General features: G+C 46.1%; 12 protein-coding genes. 3 read left to right on the top strand and 9 right to left on the bottom strand.

Annotated features, from left to right (window positions below):
* Positions 1-11 precede the first annotated feature (11 nt).
* The 4 genes from DXD04_RS12590 to DXD04_RS12575 all read right to left on the bottom strand — a co-directional run bounded on the left by DXD04_RS12590 (position 12) and on the right by DXD04_RS12575 (position 8,420).
* Positions 12-1,325, bottom strand: a complete 1,314-nt coding sequence (locus DXD04_RS12590; RefSeq protein ID WP_117673639.1) for an NAD(P)-dependent oxidoreductase — start codon at positions 1,323-1,325, stop codon at positions 12-14.
* Between the two features lie 194 nt (positions 1,326-1,519).
* Positions 1,520-3,814, bottom strand: a complete 2,295-nt coding sequence (locus tag DXD04_RS12585) for a beta-galactosidase (protein WP_259295968.1) — start codon at positions 3,812-3,814, stop codon at positions 1,520-1,522.
* Positions 3,815-3,960: 146 nt separating this feature from the next.
* Positions 3,961-6,471 carry an alpha-L-arabinofuranosidase C-terminal domain-containing protein gene (locus DXD04_RS12580; RefSeq protein WP_117673624.1) on the bottom strand — a complete coding sequence of 837 codons (2,511 nt, stop codon included), beginning with the start codon at positions 6,469-6,471 and terminating at the stop codon, positions 3,961-3,963.
* Positions 6,472-6,497: 26 nt separating this feature from the next.
* Complete coding sequence (locus DXD04_RS12575; protein WP_117673623.1) at positions 6,498-8,420, bottom strand: glycoside hydrolase family 43 protein; 1,923 nt, start codon at positions 8,418-8,420, stop codon at positions 6,498-6,500.
* Between the two features lie 229 nt (positions 8,421-8,649).
* Between DXD04_RS12575 and DXD04_RS12570 the strand changes: the two genes are divergently transcribed.
* From DXD04_RS12570 to DXD04_RS12560, 3 genes are read left to right on the top strand one after another with little or no spacing between them, the layout of a single operon-like run.
* The gene (locus tag DXD04_RS12570) at positions 8,650-9,597 is read left to right on the top strand and encodes a lipocalin family protein (protein WP_259295960.1); all 948 of its coding nucleotides are present in this window, start codon (positions 8,650-8,652) and stop codon (positions 9,595-9,597) included.
* A gap of 18 nt (positions 9,598-9,615) precedes the next feature.
* Positions 9,616-10,575, top strand: coding sequence for a calcium/sodium antiporter (locus tag DXD04_RS12565; RefSeq protein WP_178270273.1), 960 nt, complete (start codon positions 9,616-9,618; stop codon positions 10,573-10,575).
* 24 nt (positions 10,576-10,599) lie between these two features.
* Positions 10,600-11,517, top strand: a complete 918-nt coding sequence (locus tag DXD04_RS12560; protein WP_117747308.1) for a hypothetical protein — start codon at positions 10,600-10,602, stop codon at positions 11,515-11,517.
* Between the two features lie 88 nt (positions 11,518-11,605).
* On the opposite strand, the gene DXD04_RS12555 is transcribed toward DXD04_RS12560, so the two are convergent.
* From DXD04_RS12555 to DXD04_RS12535, 5 genes are all read right to left on the bottom strand, one after another.
* Entirely contained in the window at positions 11,606-12,496 is an 891-nt protein-coding gene (locus tag DXD04_RS12555) for a GIN domain-containing protein (RefSeq protein ID WP_181977484.1), read from the bottom strand.
* A gap of 50 nt (positions 12,497-12,546) precedes the next feature.
* On the bottom strand, positions 12,547-14,922 hold the full coding sequence (locus DXD04_RS12550) for an ABC transporter permease (RefSeq protein WP_117673618.1): 2,376 nt from the start codon (positions 14,920-14,922) through the stop codon (positions 12,547-12,549).
* Between the two features lie 12 nt (positions 14,923-14,934).
* The gene (locus tag DXD04_RS12545) at positions 14,935-15,612 is read right to left on the bottom strand and encodes an ABC transporter ATP-binding protein (RefSeq protein ID WP_007564268.1); all 678 of its coding nucleotides are present in this window, start codon (positions 15,610-15,612) and stop codon (positions 14,935-14,937) included.
* A gap of 410 nt (positions 15,613-16,022) precedes the next feature.
* The gene (locus DXD04_RS12540; protein ID WP_117673617.1) at positions 16,023-17,222 is read right to left on the bottom strand and encodes a THUMP-like domain-containing protein; all 1,200 of its coding nucleotides are present in this window, start codon (positions 17,220-17,222) and stop codon (positions 16,023-16,025) included.
* A 243-nt stretch (positions 17,223-17,465) separates the two neighbouring features.
* Positions 17,466-19,901 (bottom strand): glycoside hydrolase family 2 TIM barrel-domain containing protein, encoded by a 2,436-nt coding sequence (locus DXD04_RS12535; protein ID WP_117673616.1) that lies wholly within the window; start codon positions 19,899-19,901, stop codon positions 17,466-17,468.
* Between the last annotated feature and the right edge of the window lie 4 nt (positions 19,902-19,905).

Genomic DNA, 19,905 nt, shown 5'->3' with positions numbered 1-19,905 from the left:
TTATAATTAGGTTATTCACTCAGCAATTTTACAGCATCGACATACTGTGCGATACCCACTGCCACGCTCTTTGCTGCTTTCATAGCCATCACTACCGTTTGCGGACGATGCACCACATCACCTCCGGCAAATACTCCTTTACGGCTTGTCATACCGAAAGGACGTTCTTTCACCAGTACATACCCGTTATCATCGGTTTCTATGCCTTCCGTAGTCGACACAATCCGACTGGCCGGACGTGAACCCACAGCCAGGCAAATGCGATCGAAAGCATACTCCTTGACTCCCTCCGGCGTATTGGCACGTAGTCCGACAACCTTCCCGTCTTCATTTCCAAGGAACTCTGTCGTGGAAGTCTGCCATAAGAATTTCACACCTTCCTGCAAGGCAGCCTGATATTCTGCCTGTATAGCGGGCATATCGGCTTCCGTACGTCGATACACAATGGTCACACTGGCCGCTCCCATACGTACGGCCGTACGGGCCGCATCCATGGCTACATTTCCGCATCCCATCACTGCCACGTGCTCTCCTTCGATAACCGGCACCTTATCACGGCCAACAGTGCCTTCATTATAGATATTGGCCATATGCAACAGATAAGTCGCCTGAATCACTCCACGCAATCCGGCCCCCGGAATATCCAATGATTTGGGCAGAGCCGTACCTGAACCAATAAAAATAGCATCGTATCCCTGCGCAAAAATATCATCGATGTTCAGCTGCTTTCCTACCACACAGTTCAACAGAAAAGTCACCCCCAGTGCTTCAATCTTCTCAATTTCCTGACGAACCACCTGTTTGGGAAGGCGATATTCCGGAATGCCATACATCAACACCCCACCCGGTTCTGCCTGGCTCTCAAAAATTGTCACGTTAAAACCCTGACGAGCCAAGTCTCCGGCTACGGTCAGTCCGGCAGGTCCCGAACCAATCACGGCAACCTTTCCCCGTGTCTTCTGAGGTAGTTTTTCGCGAATCAGTTTCATTTCCGTATCAAAATCGGCCACAAAGCGTTCCAGCTTACCGATTTCTATTCCCTTCCCTTTCGGGTACAATACACAATGCCCCTGACACTGCTTTTCATGCGGACAGACACGACCACAAATAGCCGGCAGGTTACTCTTCTCATTAATGATTGCCATGGCATTTCCCATATTGCCTTTTGACAATTCATGAATGAACTCCGGGATATGATTTTCTATCGGACATCCTTTCTTGCAAGAAGGATTCTTACAATTCAAGCAACGTTTTGCTTCAGCTATGGCCTCCTGTAGCGTATAGCTCTCGTTTATTTCTCTAAATACAGCTTTTGGCTTATTCATCTTATCAAATTTGTCACATGCAAGTATTCCCTGCATACCTGTTTCATATTGGACGGCAAAGTTCGTAAAAAAATGCCATAAAGAAAGCAGAATGAGTTTATTTTTATTTCTACGGACAAAAAATATCCCACAGACTCACCGTCCATGGGATATTTCCACCTTTTAATACCTTAAGTCTTAATACGAACTGAAAGTCAATACGTAAAGTCAGATTTCTTTACATATACTTTGTAATCCTTTATCAAACCTGGTGCACCGGCTTCTGCACGAGGCAACATCCGGAAACCGGTCACATTATATTCCTTACCTAAATCTATGACAATCTGATGAGGATAAGCGGTATTGTCTACCGTCTGCCAGAAAGTACTTTCCTGCAAGTCGAAGACTTTATCTGCCGTGCGGTTTCCACTACGTGTTTCTTCACTGTCGGCATACACAATCTTCCAGTTCTCACGAGAAACAGGCTTTCCGTTATTATCCAGCACATCTAACTCTGCAATGGCTGCGATATTGTTTCCTTCATAGTTAGAAGTACCTTCCAGACAGAAATAGCGTCCTGCTGCAGGCTGCGCAAAACGTACTTCCTGCCAGCCGTTTCCAGCTTTGAAAGTACCTGCATTTACTACTTTTTCAGCTTTCAAGTTCAGGTTCTGTCCGTCTTTACGATGAGTTTCCGGTGCTTTTTCACGCAGCATATCCAAAATCGGTTTTTCTACGCCAGCCACTTTTGCTTCAGCCGGTCCCTTCAGGTCGAGCACAATAATTTCATTCTCTCCTTCTTTCAACCAGCAACCCGGCATATACAAAGTCTGCTGCGGACCGATTTCCCAGAAACGTCCCATAGCATGTCCGTTTACCCAAACCATACCTTTTCCCCAAGTCTGCATATCCAGGAAAGTATCACCTGTCTTATCCAAACGGAAGGTAGCTTTATAATATGCAGGTCCGTCAACCGGCTTGCCTGCCTGATAGTTCTTCTGGCTGACAAATTCATAGAACGGAGGCAAGTTGTATACTTCCCAGCCTTTCAGTTCCTTCACCTGTTCGCCGCTTACCACTTCCACCTTGTTCGTAATACCTTTCCGGTCATGAATTGACTTATCAAAGTTCACACGTCCCATCGCTTCTACCAGAATATCCAGACGTGTACCTTTTTTCAAGGTTTCTTTCAGCGGTAAAGTGAACTCACCACGACGACGGTCTAAGCGGCCCAGCAATTTTCCATCAGCAAAGACCTGTGCCCAGTCGTGTACTTCATCAATATGCAAAATACCTTTTACATCTTCTTTCAATGTCGTACGATACAAGATACTTCCCCAGCCCTGGTCAAACTGCTCCATAGGCTTAGTATCTTCCGACTGTTTAGCCTGAGGCAGATTATCGAACAAGGGCGCGACTTCCCATTCTGTAATGGCCGGTACGGAAATCACCGGATACTGAGCCGGAGGTTCCGGCAAGGTTTCTCCCTCCGGAAGATACTGTTTCAGCAAGTCACGCAACTGGAAGTATTTCGGTGTAGTCCATCCAGCTTCACTGATAGGCGCATCATAATCGTATGAGCTGCACATAGCCGAGTAAGCCGGATTGTTGGCACCGCCCCACCAGCCAAAGGTTGTTCCTCCGTGTGTCATATAAAGACTGAAAGAGATATTACGGTCCAGCATATCTTTGATACCGCTCACCATTGTAGCCGCATCACGAGTCTCGTGCTTCCGTCCCCAGTGGTCGAACCAGCCGCTCCAGAATTCACTACACATTATCGGAGTTTCCGGACGCAGTGATTTCAGTTTCTTGAACTGCTCGTCAATGTTGGCTCCCGTACCAAAGTTTACGGTCCAAAGCAAATCATCCAGTGCGTTGTTGGTGAAGTTAGAACTCCAGTCGCACTGGAACAAAGGTACATCTGTAAAGCCGGCTTTTTTCACCAAATCACGAATGGCCGATACATACGGTTTGTCTATTCCATACGAGCCATATTCGTTCTCTACCTGCACCATAATAATATTTCCACCACGAGAAATCTGCAAGTCAGCCAACTGCTTGCCTACTTCATTCATGAAAATACCAACACGTTCCATATAATAAGGATCCAGCGTACGCAACTGCACATCGTCTTTCTTCAACAGCCACCAGGGCAATCCACCCATTTCCCATTCTGCACATACATACGGACCCGGACGTACAATAACGTACATTCCATGCTTCTGTGCCAAGCGGCAGAATTTGGCAATATCTTTATTTCCGGAAAAATCAAACTTACCCGGCTGCTGTTCATGCAAGTTCCAGAACACATACAGACAAAGGGTATTCATGCCCAAAGCCTTACAAGAAAGGATACGCTGTTCCCAATAAGGTTCCGGAATACGCGGATAATGCACCTCCGCAGCTTTCACCACAAAAGGCTTTCCATTTAACAGGAACGTATTTTTCCCCACTTCAAACGTTCCACCGGTTTGCGCACTTTGACACGAGCAGATAAAAGCCGTCATCAAAAGACAAACCACCCCTAATGACAATTTTCTCAATAATTTATTCATGGTATTCATTTTTCTCTTTTACAAAAATAGAGACTTACCACCAAACCGTAGAAATAGAAATCAATCAATTATAACCTAAAAATCATTCAAAAGCAGTGTTATTTTGTCATTTCGTCCGACTTTATACGAATCACGCTCAAAGAATAAGCCGGCATTTCATACTGCGACAATTCTGTCACGGATACATCTTTCTTCACCGGTCGTGCATTTTTGTCGGTAGGTTTTCCACTCAAGACCTGCAAAACTGCTTTTCCATTTTCAGTTTGCGTCAAGCCTTCCACTTTCGTCTTTACCGGAACTGGCAACAAGTTCACCAGCTTCACAATCCAATCTCCCGTCTTACTGTCACGTACCACAGAAGTACCGATACGTTTCTGCACATCCTGACGAGGATTGTCTATTTTCCGGTCGGCAGGCAAGTAAGTATCTCCGGAATTCTGTCCGTAAAGCTGCTGGGTGTAATAACCTACGGTAGGTTTCACCTCACGGTTATTGAAATAAATCAAATCGGGGTTCCACTGAGTGTGTCCTTCCTTGGCCAACAAAGGCGCATAAGAAGTCATTGACACGATGTCACCATTACGTTCTACCGAAGTCAGATACAGCGCCTCAGCCAAAGCTGTTTCAATGTTATTGGGACGTCCCGGCAAATGTGCGGCGTACTCTCCTAAATACACTTTAGGTTTTGTACGGTCATAACGGTCGTAATAATCCTGATTATTTATAAACCAGCCCGGTGTATTATAATAATGTTCATCCACCATCGGCACATTCAGGCGCGTAGCAAACTTCCATCCGGCTTCATAATCCGTACCTTCATAGAAAGGACCGACCGTACCAATCACCGTGATTTCCGGATACTTTTCTTTTACCGCCTTGAAAATCATTTCAAAACGCTCCTCAAAAATAGGCGTAATCAAATCCTCGTTTCCAATGCCGATGTACTTCAAGTTGAAAGGTTTCGGATGGCCTGCTTCTGCACGCATCTTTGCCCATTTATTCTTTTTCGGGTCACCATTGGCATATTCTATCAGGTCCAGAATATCCTGCACGTATGCATCCATCTCTTCCATGGGAATACCTCCCTGCTGTCCGCCGCTCAAAGGTTTTCCCGGAATACAAGCTGAATTCTGACATGGAACACCGGCCGCCAGCACTGGAAGAGGCTCTGCTCCTATATCTTCACAGAACTGGAAATACTCAAAGTATCCCAAACCTAATGTCTGATGATACCCCCACAAGTTCCCCATCGGTTTACGGGCTTCCAGCGGACCCACTGAGTTTTTCCAGCGATAAATATTATCAATTCCGTTTCCATGTGCCACACAACCGCCCGGGAAACGTACAAAGCGCGGATGCAAATCGGCCAAAGTCTGTGCCAGATCGGCTCTCAATCCATTTTTACGCCCCTTAAAAGTCTCTTGAGGGAACAAGGAAACCATATCCAGATGCAATTCTCCCGTCACTTCCGGTTCCACTGAAAGCACAGCTGCATCCACATCAGTCTGAGCCGTCAGCACAGCCGACTGCTTTTTCCATTTTCCGGCTGCTACCCGTACAGAAGATTTCGCCACTTCCTTTCCCTCATTATCCAGCAAGCGTACGATTACCTTTCCACCTTTGCTTCCTTCAGGCATACGAGAGAAGACAGAGAAATCATACTTTTCTCCTTTCTTCAACGTAATTCCATCAAAGCCTGAATTACGGAGGGCCATTCCAGGCTTAGCCTGCAATACAACATAATGCGGATTGTTCTCATGCAAAGGATTTTCAGTTGACACCTTCACAGCCGACGACTGCCCGTTCTCCCATACACTCCAGGCATAGCCACTGTCAAATCCCTGATGTGCATTGTCCTTCGGAGAATACTCAAAGTCACGATTCTGTACCAGTTCCGCATAAAGTCCACCATCTGCTCCGTAATTAATATCTTCAAAGAAAATACCAATCAATTTATCACTGATAGGCTTCGCCTCTTCCGGACGTACCGTCAATTGCAGGGATACAGGAGCCAGTCCGGCAAAACGTTGTGCATCCTGTTCTGTACGCTCATTGTGCAACTGGTCTCTGTAAGCCCGATAGTCCACGAACTTCAACAGACGATCCACGTCTTCCCAGGCCACTTTCTGCACATATCCTTGTTCCAATACACCTTCCACTACAGCTTTCTTACGCGTTTCACTTCCTCGTTTTACGGTCGGGACCTGTTCACCATCCCGAGCAGGCTGCATATAATAAGTCTGCGGATTCCACTTCATTAAATCCGGCGAAGTGGCATGTCCCCATTCTTTTCCACTTTCGTTCAACTGCCAGAAGCAGTGCCATACTCCCTTTTCATCACGCACCAGATGAGGATTAAACATACGTTTCTCGGCTCCCCAGGCGCCATAATCACATCTCACGTATCCATATCCGTTGCCGATACTGAACCAGCGTGTTGCATCTGTACTCCAGGCTAATTTCAGGCCACTACGCCCCGCATCGTTCACGGTAGCATACGAAAACAGATATACTGAATCCGGTTCATTCATCACTTCCTGCACATGCGCTGATACAGGAAAACTGGTAAGGCACGCACATAAGGCTGCCAAATGTGTCAGGTGTTTCATAGGTAAGAAGGTTTTATTTAAGATTATTATTTGGAAACTTTCACCCGCTGAATCGTGCCGTCCGCATTAAATTCCATTCGGTCGATACAAACTTCGCGGTGTACACCAGGAGCTTTGTCTTTATCCAGGTAATTTTTATTGATACGATGGTACACGATATACCATTCATCTGTACCCGGTTTACGGACTACTGAATTATGTGCCGTACCGTAAATTTCTTTCGACGGGTCTTGTATCATTACAACCGGGTCCTTAGCTACCTTAATCGAGCCTAATGGAGAATCCGATGTACCGTATGCCACATGATAGTTCGCTGAACCCGTATCATCTACCGACCACAAGAAATAGTACAATCCCTGACGATAGAACACGTATGGCGCTTCACGATACGCATAATCTTTCAATGTACCTCCTTTCGGAGTCATCACCTTCAATGTTTCCTTTTTGATAGACACCATGTCATCGTTCAGTTCAGCGCCGGCCATATAGCCATTACCCCAGTACAAGTAAGATTTACCGGAAACCGGATCGGTAAACACATCCACATCAATCTGCTGTCCGTGTCCGACCGGAGAATCTGTAATAATCGGTTTACCCATATCCTTGAAAGGTCCTATAGGAGAGTCTGCCACAGCGACTCCAATCTTCTTGCCCGAATCATCGTTCGGGTTACCGCTATAATAGAAGAAATATTTATATTTTCCATCAATCAGTTTCTCTTCAATAGCCGGTGCCCAGGCATTTCCATTCGCCCATGGAACCTGCGGAGAACGTAAATCCAGCATCACTCCTTCGTAAGTCCAGTCTTTCAAGTCAGCCGAAGAGAATACGGTAAAATACCATCCTCCCCATCCCGGTTGTCCGTCTGTAGTAGAATAAATGTAATAACGTTGAGTTTTCTGTGAATACAGCACTTCAGGGTCTGCATGGAATCCCGGCAATACCGGATTTACCGGCAGTTCACCCAGTTCAGCCGGTTTTCCCCATTTGTCTGTAATGCGCTTCAATTCTGCACGGGTAATAGGAATGATGGTACCATGACGAGGATGGAAATTCATCTGCACCGCATGATCTATCACTTTGAAGTTTTTCAAGTCGGTTGTTTCCGTGAACTGATAAGCTCCCTTCATGTATACATCGTACATCAGAATGTACTTGTCCTGTCCAATCAGTTTGAACGTACCGGCTCCTTCCACCGCTTCCTTTGTCTGCTGTTTATAGTCCGGTTGTTCTTCCCATTCTCCGGAAGTCAGCGAACGAGTGGTTGCCACTTTAATACCGTTACCGTGTCCTTCCGTTTTATAGAAAAGATGGTATACCCCGTCTTTATACACGATATCACCGTCTATACAAGACTTTTTGTCCTTCGGGATAAAAAGAGGTTTCGGTTCTCCTTCCAAGTCCGTAAAATCTTCATTGGCATACGCATAATAAATTACGTCTACCCCACCGGCATACTGCATAGACCAGTAGACCATGTACTTCCCTACTTCCTTATTATAAATAGTCTGAGGAGCCCATACACGTTTCAGCTTTTCCTGCCCCGGATAACGTTTCTGTATATTAATGACAGAGTGCGACCAGTTTACCAGGTCAGTAGATTTCAACAGCACCATTGCCCGGTTAGAATCCCAACCATTATCCGACACCATATCGGTCAGTACCATATAAAAAGTCTGACCGTCTTCTCCTCTCAGGATATGAGGGTCGCGCACGCCACCGGTAGAACTGATTACTTTTGAATCAAGCACCGGTTTGTTATTATTCAGGGCATAATAGGTATATCCATCCATACTTACCCCATAACATACGGCTTCTTCACTGATATGATTCCCCGTAAAATAAGTAAACAAATAAGCTACATAATCTTTTTCTTCCACCAAGGCGGCAGACACTGATTCCGAAATAAACGGAAGTAAGAATAACAAAGACAGGATTCTGTTTCTCATATACTTTATATGTTAACGTTTGATGCAAAGATAGGGAATTAGTGTATCACATACAACTATTAATCATGCAAAAAAGGAGGAGAATCGTGCATTTTTATAACCTATAAACCGTTATTACCTTGGAAACTTAAAGTAATTTGTATATTTGCACTTACTGTAACCGTAAAAAGAGTTGTAATATATGCAGTATAAGCCTATATCACTGCATTATAAACAAAAACATATCACCATGAAAAAACAAATGAAACAAATTGCCTTACCTCTCTTTCTGGGAGGTTTGATAGCATGCAGTCCTAAGACTGCCGTAAACGAAACTGACTTGTTGGGCAACTGGACAGAAATACTTCCTACTTCATCCAACTTCGTACAAGGAATGACACTGGCAAAGGAAGGAAAAGCCTCCTCCATCGGCATGGCCACTCTGCAATATGAAAGCTGGCAACTTCTGCCGGACGGACAGCTCATTCTGAACGGAAAAAGCATCGGAAACGGACAGACAATTTCATTCTCAGATACACTGGCCATCCTGTCTTTACAACAAGACACTCTCACCCTTCGGAAAGGGGCCGATTATCAGATAAAATATGTACGCCAGCCGGAATCAGCACCTTTAGTCGGAACAGACAAGGCTTCTACGGGATACACCTGGTCGGACGTATTACAAAAAGACATCCGGATTTTTGAGACAGGACAAAAAGTACTCTCTTCCACCGACAGCCAGGCAACCCAAGCCGGCTTCTTAGTGTTTGCAACTGATTCTTCAAAGGTAGAAGTGTTCTTACCTGATACCAAAGTCATACTCGACCGCCGTGTGCGTCCTGACGGCATTGCAGTCTGGAACGTAGAAGACGACGACACCTATCAGGTGCAAGCCTGTGCAGACTCCTGGATTGTATCCAGAAGAGGACGGCTACTTTATAACACGCACGGAACCGATAAAAAAATAGAAACCTCCTTCCTCACCGAGGAAAAGACAGAAATCCCTGTGGCATTCTATCCGCATGAAGCCCTCGCTGAAGTCTGTCTGGACGGACAATACATGTTACTCTCGCAGTACCGCACAGCCTCAGGTTACGGTTACAAGAATACCATTCTCGATTTGCGTGGCAAAGGAAAAGAAGCTACACTGACACGTAGTACAGACGGAAAAACCTTCCAGCTAACAGAAAAGGACTAAAAACAGTATCGTATGTGGATGAATCTACTTTTATTAATCGGCGGATTAGCTTTGATTTTAATAGGAGCCAACGGACTGACCGACGGAGCAGCCTCTGTAGCCAAACGCTTTCGTATCTCCGACCTGGTTATCGGATTGACCATTGTAGCCTTCGGGACCTCTGCTCCAGAACTGGTTATCAGCGTACTCTCCTCACTACAAGGAAGTGCTGAAATGGCTATCGGTAACGTGGTAGGAAGTAATATCTTCAATGTGTTGATGATTATCGGATGCACCGCTCTGGTCCTCCCCATACAAGTGGGGCAGGGCACTATGAGTAAGGAAATTCCGCTGGTCATTCTTTCTGCACTGGTACTCACCTGCTTTGCCAACGACTGCATACTCGATGGAGGAAGCCGGGACATCATCAGCCGGATAGACGGACTGGTACTATTAGGCTTCTTCCTGATTTTTATGCGTTATACTTTTGCCATCGCCCGCAACGGAAACGAAGATGGTGGCGAAGAGCAGAAGGTGAAGGAACTGCCGGCATGGAAATCAGCCCTATATATTATAGGAGGACTGGCCGGATTAATTTTTGGCGGACAATTTTTTGTAGACGGTGCCTGCGGTATTGCCCGTTCATTAGGTGTCAGCGACTCTATCATCGGACTTACACTGGTGGCCGGAGGTACCTCTCTGCCGGAACTGGCAACTTCCGTCACGGCGGCCTTGAAAAAGAATCCGGGTATTGCCATTGGTAACGTCATCGGCAGCAACCTGTTCAATGTATTCTTTGTATTAGGATGTAGTGCAAGCCTGTCTCCTCTCCCTATGGGAAATATCAACAACATCGACATGGCTGTACTGGTAGGCTCTTCCATTCTGTTCTGGCTGGTGGGTTGGTTCTTTAAGAAGCGGACCATCACCCGCATAGAAGGAGGACTGTTAGTAGTATGTTACATTGCTTACACGGCCTTTCTTATTTCACAACAATAAAGAACCTTGTTATAAATATTAATCATGAAAAGAATTCTTATCCCTTTGGCAGGCCTTTGCTTATTGACAGCCTGCAATCCGTCGTCTAAAAAGCAAGCCGGAGATTCCGACATTCAGACGGAACTAAGTGAAGTATTCCCCGAGAATCCCTCCAGAGAAGGCTATGAAGGCTTCCAATGGCAGACTGTCACGGGAGCCGGTTTACGGCTGTGGGCACAATGCAACGAAAACCTACGTATCGTCACCGACGCTTCTATTCCGGGTGCACGCATAGAACGTATGGAAAATGGCCACAAACAAACTTCGGACCCGGTTATTCAGATATTGGATATACCGGGCAAGGACATCCATTCACTTATCCCGTTCCTGCAGTCTCACCCACGTATTTTCATGGATAAAAACTGGGCGGACAGCCTGACCTGCGATTTCCGTGAAGTAAAATCCAACCGTGCTGGAGTAACCCGCTACATTCTGGAGCCCACCGGGAAGTCAGCGAAAAAACTGGCTGACCGCGGCCAGCACGAACCTGTACCCTTTACTTGCTATGGATGGGGAGTAGGCAACAGCGGAACACGTTATTTCGAGGTATTCCACACCCATCCCCAGAAAGCAGTCTTCGTTGAGGTGGGACAAGATATGCCTTTGTTTGATGAGCAGAGCATCCAGCTATTCGATTCCATTCAGGTACTCCACGGACAACTTATCATGGGACACGAAGCCTACAGCTTCACTCCCGATGCAGACACTACGGCCTATTGGATTGTTGACAAGTCGGGTGAACTGAAGAAACGCTATGAAGCAGCTCTTCCTTCCGATGCAAAACCCTATACAGCCATACCAGCCAAACTAAAAGTCCGCATCCAGGGCCCTTCTTCCGAGGGTTTTGCAGCTGAGTATGCAGGCGTAATGGAAGTAATGGAAATTAAGGAAGTGAGAGAATAATACTTCTCTTGACAAGAAACAGTCTTTTACACAAAAAAGGTGAAAAGACTTCACAGCCTTTTCACCCTGCCTATTAAAAAGAGAGATTTTATTTTTTATAAATGTGTTTTCCTTCGGTTACTACCTGAGAGGGGTTACCGGTATAGCTAATACTTCCGCTACCATACGTTTTCGCTGTAATGGAACGAGAGGCTCGGCAAGACAAATCGCCCGAACCATATACAGCCGCATCGACTTTAACGGCTTTCAGGTTATCTGCCGACAAATCACCGGACGCATTGTCACGAAGTACGGCTTCCTGGCAGCTGCCTTTTATGACCATATCGCCACTGGCATTGACCGTAGCATTTACGATGCCCTGACATTGCAGATTAGGCACCACCAAATCGCCGGATGCATTGATGGTCAAAGACGCATGCTGACACACAGCTTTGTGAACTGTCATATCTCCGCTGGCATTGATACTGGCCTGTAACTTCTGGCAGTTGACCTGCTGTACATCAATATCACCACTGGCATTGATTTCAGCCTGCAAGCTATTGCACTGCACCGTAGGGCATTCAATATCACCGCTGGCATTCGTCTGGAAACGTATGTCTCCCTGTGTTTTCAATCCTTTGGGAATAGATATATCACCGGAAGCCATCGTGGTAAAGCGACTGACAGAGGGCGCATATACATCTACCCGGCAACGGTTCTCGCCCTGGATGCTGGTACCGTCCTGATAATAAACCCTCAGTTCACCTTTTGACTCCTTCAGTACCACATAGGGCATGACATTGTCTGAAGCATAAATTTCTGCATACGGACTGCCGGAGGTCTGGTGATACACCACATCAATGGAAGAAAGTGTAGACACTTCCCGTATATCTCCCAGGGAACGTTTTTCCGTCTGGTAGTTTTTACTTGGCTGAATAGTATGAGCAGTTCCTACACAGCTGAAACAGGTCAAGGCACAAGCCAATGTGAGTATGTTCATTCTGGTTTTCATTATTCTATCTCCTTTATTTTTATAGTTATACATTCTATTTATTCTGTTTTCAGATTTTCAGTCGGATTGGCCCGTGCCGCTTTCCATACCATCCCGAAGGCTACCAACCACACTACCAGACATACGATAAGGATACATCCGGCAAACAGGTACCACGTGAGGTCTATCTTGACAGCAAATAATTGCAAAAGCTGTTCGCCTACCTTCCAGGCGCACAAAGCACCTATCACTACAGCCGGAAGAGCTATCTTCAATAAATCAAGCAGGAAGATTTTCTGCACGTCGGCCATGGAAGCTCCATGAATAAGACGGATGGCAATCTCCGAACGGCGGCGTGACACTTCATCACGCACATACGCCACCAGTCCTGTCAGAGCAATAATCAGGATACACAAGCCCGCAAAGAGTACACTGTTGCGTACATGCAACACGGCATTATAAAGATTTCCCATCTCGAGCGACAAGCTATATACCTTCAACTGCTGGGAGGAAATAGTACGGTCGATTACTTGCTGTACTTCTTTCATCGCTTCAGGTGACATCCGGTTCAAGGCTACATATAAATTGCTCGAAGGTTTATTTCGATAGAACATCACCGTAGGACGCTCGTCATACTCTTCCATCACTTGAGAGCCTAAATGAATATCTTCATACACCCCACAAACAATAGCAATGGTTCCATGATCCGCGTGTTCGGTAATATATACCGTCTTCCCAATGGGAGAGCCTGTCCATCCGGCCAGTGTTTTCATACGCTCCACGAACCGACGACTCACCATCACCTGCTGCGACAAGGAATCTGTCAGCGTAGGGGTAAACACATTTCCTTCGATAACCGGAATTTGGAAAGCCTTGTGATAATCGGGACCTACATAATACATATCAGCAATGTTCATGTATTCTTCTCCTGTGTCGGGATTGTACACATTGTTTCCACTGCAATGATCCGACAGGAGCTGGTAACCCCAGGTAACCGCCTTTACCTCCGGCAGTTTTTTCAACTCCTGCACACAGCGTTCCCGCTCCACCATCTCGGTGCCCGACAATTTGGTATACAAAGTGTTCCGGTATTCAAATCCGGGGTTGAAATTCATCAAAGTGTTATACTCCAAGCCTATGACCGTCAGCAGGCAGACAAAGAATGTGGTCAACGCAAACTGCAAGCACAGCAATCCCAGTTTCCACCTCCGTTTGTTTTCCGTGTAACGACGATACGCATAAGTCACCGGAATACGGGTGTAAAGATAACCCGGCATCACTCCGCAAAGCAGAATTACTCCGGCCGTCACTGCCAGACAAACCCATACAGTAGACAAGGGAAAAAGCGACTCCAAGCTGTGTCCTATCTGTTCCTGCAAGAAATCCTGCAAGCCGAAAATAATCAATACAGCAAGCGCCAGACTAATCAGTCCGTGCAACAAAGATTCCGAAAGAATCATCCGGTAAATGTCGCCACTTCCGGCGCCATAGCAACGGTAAGTGGCAATTCCCTTGGCACGGCTCACCATGGACGAAACAACCAGCAGGATATAGTTCAACACAGCCACCAGCAACATGATAATCGCAAAACTCAGAAAGACGATGTTCATGATGCGGTTATAATCAGACGAGGTAAATATTTCGGCTACCGGACGGAGAGAGAGTTCAAAACCCGTACCAGACTGAGCCATCTCTTCCGTCACATGATTCACTTCCAGCATACGCTCCATGCCTTCCTTCAAGTCATCCGGAGTACTTCCTTTCCGCAGGCGGACATAGGTCTTGTAGCGGTCATTTCCGAACCAGTTGTTCGTTCCATCATAAGCCACCTGCCCGATGGTCGGCAGGGCAATGAGTACATCCATCTGCGGAAGGTGGGTATTCTCAGGAAAAGCCTCGAACACCCCGACTACGGTCACATGAAATTCGGGATATTGTTTCCACGACAATGTTTTCCCGATAATCTGTTCGCCTGCCACCTCCAGCAGTTTGGAAGAGATATAGGCATTGTTGGCCTTTTCCAACCCCGTATAAGGCTCCTCGCCCATCAGCAATTTCCGCGGAAAGACCCGAAAGAAAGTACTGTCGCAAAACCAAGCCTGCCCCTCCAGTTCTTTATGGTCTTCCGTCGTCAGCGTCATCGACCCAATTCCCGTAAAACGGGTGGCCACTTCCACCGCCGGACAATAGCGCTGCAACCCTGGCCCAATAGCACCGGGAGTCTGCGCATGCTCCCTCCAGTCAGTTCCTTTCTGTTTGTAGCGTTCTTCCACCCGGTAGGTTTCTTTCAACCCCGGCAGGAAGTTATCGTACGACCGTTCGAAAATGACCTCCGCCAGCATGACCAGGCCGATGGCCAGTCCCACGCTCAGGCAGACAATCTTGACCACATTGGCCTCGCCTTTCCGAAACAATCCTTTCAATGCACGTTTCATCACAAGTTGTTTTTACATTTCCGCAATAGAAGCTACAATCTGTCCGTCGAACAAATTAATCACACGACTGGCAAAACCTGCATCGCGCTGGCTGTGTGTCACCATCACAATGGTGGTTCCTTCCTTATTCAGTTCGGTCAACAGTTCCATCACTTCCTGTCCGTTCTTGGAATCCAGGTTACCAGTCGGCTCGTCGGCCAGAATAATCTTCGGTCCGGAAACCACGGCACGTGCAATGGCCACACGTTGCTGCTGACCACCCGACAACTGCTGCGGATAATGCTTTGCACGATGGCTGATATTCATTCGCTGCATAATTTCATTCACCCGACGCTTCCGTTCGTCAGCCGGAATCTTCAAATAAGTCAACGGGAGTTCAATGTTCTCAAACACGTTCAACTCGTCAATCAAGTTGAAACTTTGGAACACGAAACCGATGTTTCCCTTGCGCACATTCGTACGGTCTTTTTCTTTCAGACTGCCTACTTCCTTTCCATCCAAAAAGTAACTTCCGGAAGTCGGATTATCCAACAGCCCCATAATATTTAATAAGGTAGACTTTCCACAACCGGAAGGTCCCATAATTGCTACAAATTCCTTGTCTCTTACCTCCAAGCTTACTTTATTCAGTGCCAGTGTCTCTACTTCCGTGGTGCGAAAAGTTTTTGTCAGGTTTTCAATCTTAATCATAATCGTATTGTTTTATAGAGTTTGTATTTTACATTTCGGATTTTCATTTCCATCAAATTCTATACAAAGTCCATGCCAGCGCTTTAAATACCTGATTATCAATACAAATCGGATTTACATAAAAAAGCAGGTGTCTAAAAATTAGACACCTGCTGTATGATTTTTTGACAATAGTCAAACGTGTATACACGAAAATGAGAAATAATAATCATGATTAAGCAGTAAGAATTCTTCTGTACGCTCTTGCATAAAACGAAAAACATCAGGGTAAATTCTCTGTTTCACACTGTGAAATACAAAAACCACAGTGTGGGATACATATTTCACACTGTGGAATACAAATCCCGCACTGTGAAACAGAGAATTCTTTGAAGCGTTTCAGGAAATATTTTAAAGGATATTGAAAAATATCATGCCTTGACACACTTTATCACCACATGACGGTCGCCTTCCAGTGTCGTGGCAAACAAATACACGTCTCCTCCTTCTTTCAGTTTCCACTTCTTTCGGAGTTCTGCCACCGAAGCCGGAAAGTTACGTACCGTGAGATTGGCCTTATCTACCCCCTGCAACAACTGTTTCAGTTCTTTTTTCCCGAAACCTGACACTTCCAGCACGCGGAAACGACGTCCCGGAAAATCGACTAATGTATCGGAAGTATAAAGATGACTGTTTGCATGTAATTTTTTGACACCGAATCGTGCGCCCAACAACCGGTAAGGCCCCGCCTTCAGCAAGGAAGCACCCGGTTCATAAAGATAATTTTCTACCTCGTCAGCCAACGGGCATTGTGCTTCTTTCTCCTGTGAATAAGTGAAAACAAACGGTTCTGCCAAAAAGTTATTAACAGCCTGTTCACAACTTATCCACACCTCTCTAGAGCCTTCTGAAGGGGATTTCGCCTCTTTTTGTAGCACAACCAACAACTCTTTGCACTCGTTATTCACAGCTACTACATGAATCTGACGGATGTATTTCAGCTCCCGTAAAGAAGAAAAAATATCCAGCATGGGCGAAAGTTTCACCACTACGGTCCGGCCTTTTTCTACTAACAGCGGCTCCAGTTTCTGCACATCGGGTTCGCAGTCGGCAATAGCCACTGTTTTTCCTCCCTGACTGTCGCGACGGGCAGGGTCCAAGAACAGGCAATCCACCGGTTCCATCTTTTGCAGGTATTCCACTCCGTCGGCACAATGCACTGTTACCTGTGGCAAACCAAGCAACGGAAAATTATGGCGGGCCAGTTCACACAGCACTTCCTGACGTTCCACGTAATCCACCTTCCGGAAATTTCGTGCCAGGAAAGAACAGTCCACTCCCAAACCTCCCGTCAAATCGGTCATCGTATCACCTTGCAGCCACGAGGCCTTGTAGCGGGCCGTGATTTCCGAAGAGCACTGCTCCATGGACAAGTGGGCCGGATATTGCACTCCTTCCGTCTGTGCCCAAAGGGGAACCTTTTTCTCGGCAATCTGCCAGCCGGCAATCTGCACTACAGCCGCTGCCATATCCACTTGCGGATATTTGCGGGCCTGCAAAGCCAGCATACGCACATCGTCCGTACGGTGCGCACGGATAAACTGGAGCGTTTCGGGTGAAAGTATTGCCATTTCTCTATTCTTTACTATCTGTAAACAAGGGGGTATTTTTCTTTTGCTTAGATAAAGACATAAAAAAAGGAGTTCCGCTGAACTCCAACCTTTGTTAACCTTAAATCTAATACTATGAAAAACACGATGCAAAGGTACAGACTTTCTGGAATTATGCAAGTATTGTGCACGTTTACACATGTTTTATAACATAGATTAAGGAATAAATAAACTTTTTTGATCAATCTAAAACATTTCACTTCGTCATTTAACCTTTAATTGCAACATCCCAGCATTAATGCCTGGAGATGTAGCTTTCACCTTAATATATCCTTCCTTTTTGCCAGACTGCACTATTAATGTCAACATTCCATTAAAAACATGCATCTGGGGTAAATGGAATAAATCCAAACAAGTAGGATCTCCATTAGCGGCTGCACGAAATCGTCCTTCACCATCTACTTGAAAATACACGAGTCGCCCATCCTGCGGACATAAACGACCATCCTTATCAACTATTTTAAGAGTCACATAAGCCAAATCTTTCCCGTCCGACACCAAAGACTCTCGCTTTGTAGACAATTCTATATGATGAGGTCTTCCTGCCGTATGTATCATTTTTTCTGCTACGGGCTCTCCGGCTTGATTGTAAGCGACCACTTTGACTTCTCCGGGTTCATAGATGGCATGAGGCCACATCAAGCGGAAACGGTTCTCCGGAGTTTCTCCGTGTTTGGTTTGTTTGCCGAAACTTTTTCCGTTTATGAATAACTCAGCGGAAGGATAGCTGGTATATACAAACACAGGCACTTCGGTTCCTTCATGCCCTTCCCAGTTCCAATGGGGAAGAATATGTAAGGTCTCCGCTTTTTTGTTCCATACACTGCGATACAGATAATAGCGGTCTTTGGGAATGGAAGCCAGGTCGATGATGCCGAACATGGAACTGTGGTTGGGCCATGAATCTTTATCATACGGACTAGGTTCTCCTAAATAATCAAAACCAGTCCAAACAAATTGTCCCAGTGTCCAGTCGTGGTCTTCTGCCAGTGCCAGGTCAATATCGGGGATATTAGACCATACACAAGCTTCCAAATCATAAGAAGAACATTGATGATCATCATAAAGTACACTAAATCCCTTTTGTACGGGTAATTTATATACTCCTCTCGAACTCACAGTGGAAGACGTTTCAGATCCCAAAATAAGATTTTGCGGCAAACGCTGATATGCTTCCTCATAACGAGAAGTACGATAATTCAACCCAGGAATATCAATCATTGCAGCAAATCCATTATCTAAAACACAGCTCACCTGGTCCATTCCGCAGGTGACCGGCCGGGTAGGATCTTCTCTGTGGCATATATCCTGCAGGAACTTAGCCACCCGATACCCTTCAGGGCTACATTGGGTGGGCACTTCGTTACCGATGCTCCACATAATCACGCTGGGATGGTTGCGGTAGTGCCGGAGCATATTGACCATGTCTTTTTCGGCCCATTCTTGGAAATAGCGGTGATAGCCGTTTTTACATTTGGCTATATCCCATTCGTCAAAAGGTTCAATCATCATCATGAAACCCATTTCATCGCACAGTTCCACCAGTTCCGGAGCAGGCATGTTATGGGCAGTCCGGATAGCGTCGCAGCCCATATCCTTCAGGAGTGAAAGCTGGTGGCGGAGAGCTGATTTGTTGACTGCAGCTCCCAAGGGGCCCAGGTCATGATGGTTGCATACCCCTTGAAACTTCCGGTGCTGTCCGTTCAGGTAAAAACCTTTATCGGCCACAAACTCGATGGAACGGATGCCGAAGCGGGTTGTATAGGTATCCGTCAGTTTCCCTTCACAATAGATTTTGGATACGGCCTGATACAATGCCGGAGATTCAGGCGACCATAAGGACGGATTCGCTACAAGGAAATTTTGTGTGAAAGGCTGTCCGTGGTTGATGTGGCCTTTATTTTCCTTGGATGCGACCACTTTCCCTTCCGGGGAAAGAATGTCCGTAACTACGGTCAGTTCTTTTGTGCCGGCTCCTTCAATCTGAGTGCGCAGGCATACAGAGGCAAAATCCTTGCCTACGTGGGGAGTCGTAATCTGCGTACCCCAGACAGGCACATGTATCTTTTCGGTGGATAACACGTGCACGTTCCGGTACAGTCCGGCTCCCGGATACCAGCGTGAAGACTGGGGCTTGTTCTCCAGTCTTACGGCCAGCATGTTTTCCTTACCGTCCGCATGGACCACATCGGTCACATCACAATAAAATGAGTTGTAACCGTAAGGCCAGAAGCAGACTTCTTTTCCATTGACATATACACGTGCTTCGCTCATTGCCCCGTCGAAGACCAAGGTGGTATGCTTTCCTTGGGGAGCCTTGAATGTAGTCCGATACCAGCCGGTTCCCACATAAGGCAGCCCTCCGGTACGTCCGGTTTTTAACGAAGTTTTTTTTTCCAGATTCTGTACGACAGTCACATTTTGCAAATCATTGTTTCTATCAAACGGACCATAAATAGCCCAATCATGAGGGACGGAAACTGTCTCCCATTTTGTATCATCATACGTAACCAACTGAGCTCCAACGACATCTTCTTTTATAAACTTCCAGTGCTCTTCCAATAAACATTCAGTACGCTGAGCATACCCAAATATCCAATTAGCACAGGCCAATATCATGGCCATCCATTTTAACCTCATACTC

Origin of the sequence: Phocaeicola plebeius (genome assembly GCF_003437535.1) — a bacterium.
Lineage (GTDB): Bacteria > Bacteroidota > Bacteroidia > Bacteroidales > Bacteroidaceae > Phocaeicola > Phocaeicola plebeius_A.
The sequence above is the reverse complement of the archived record's forward strand: the minus strand, read 5'-3'. Positions and strand labels throughout refer to the sequence as shown.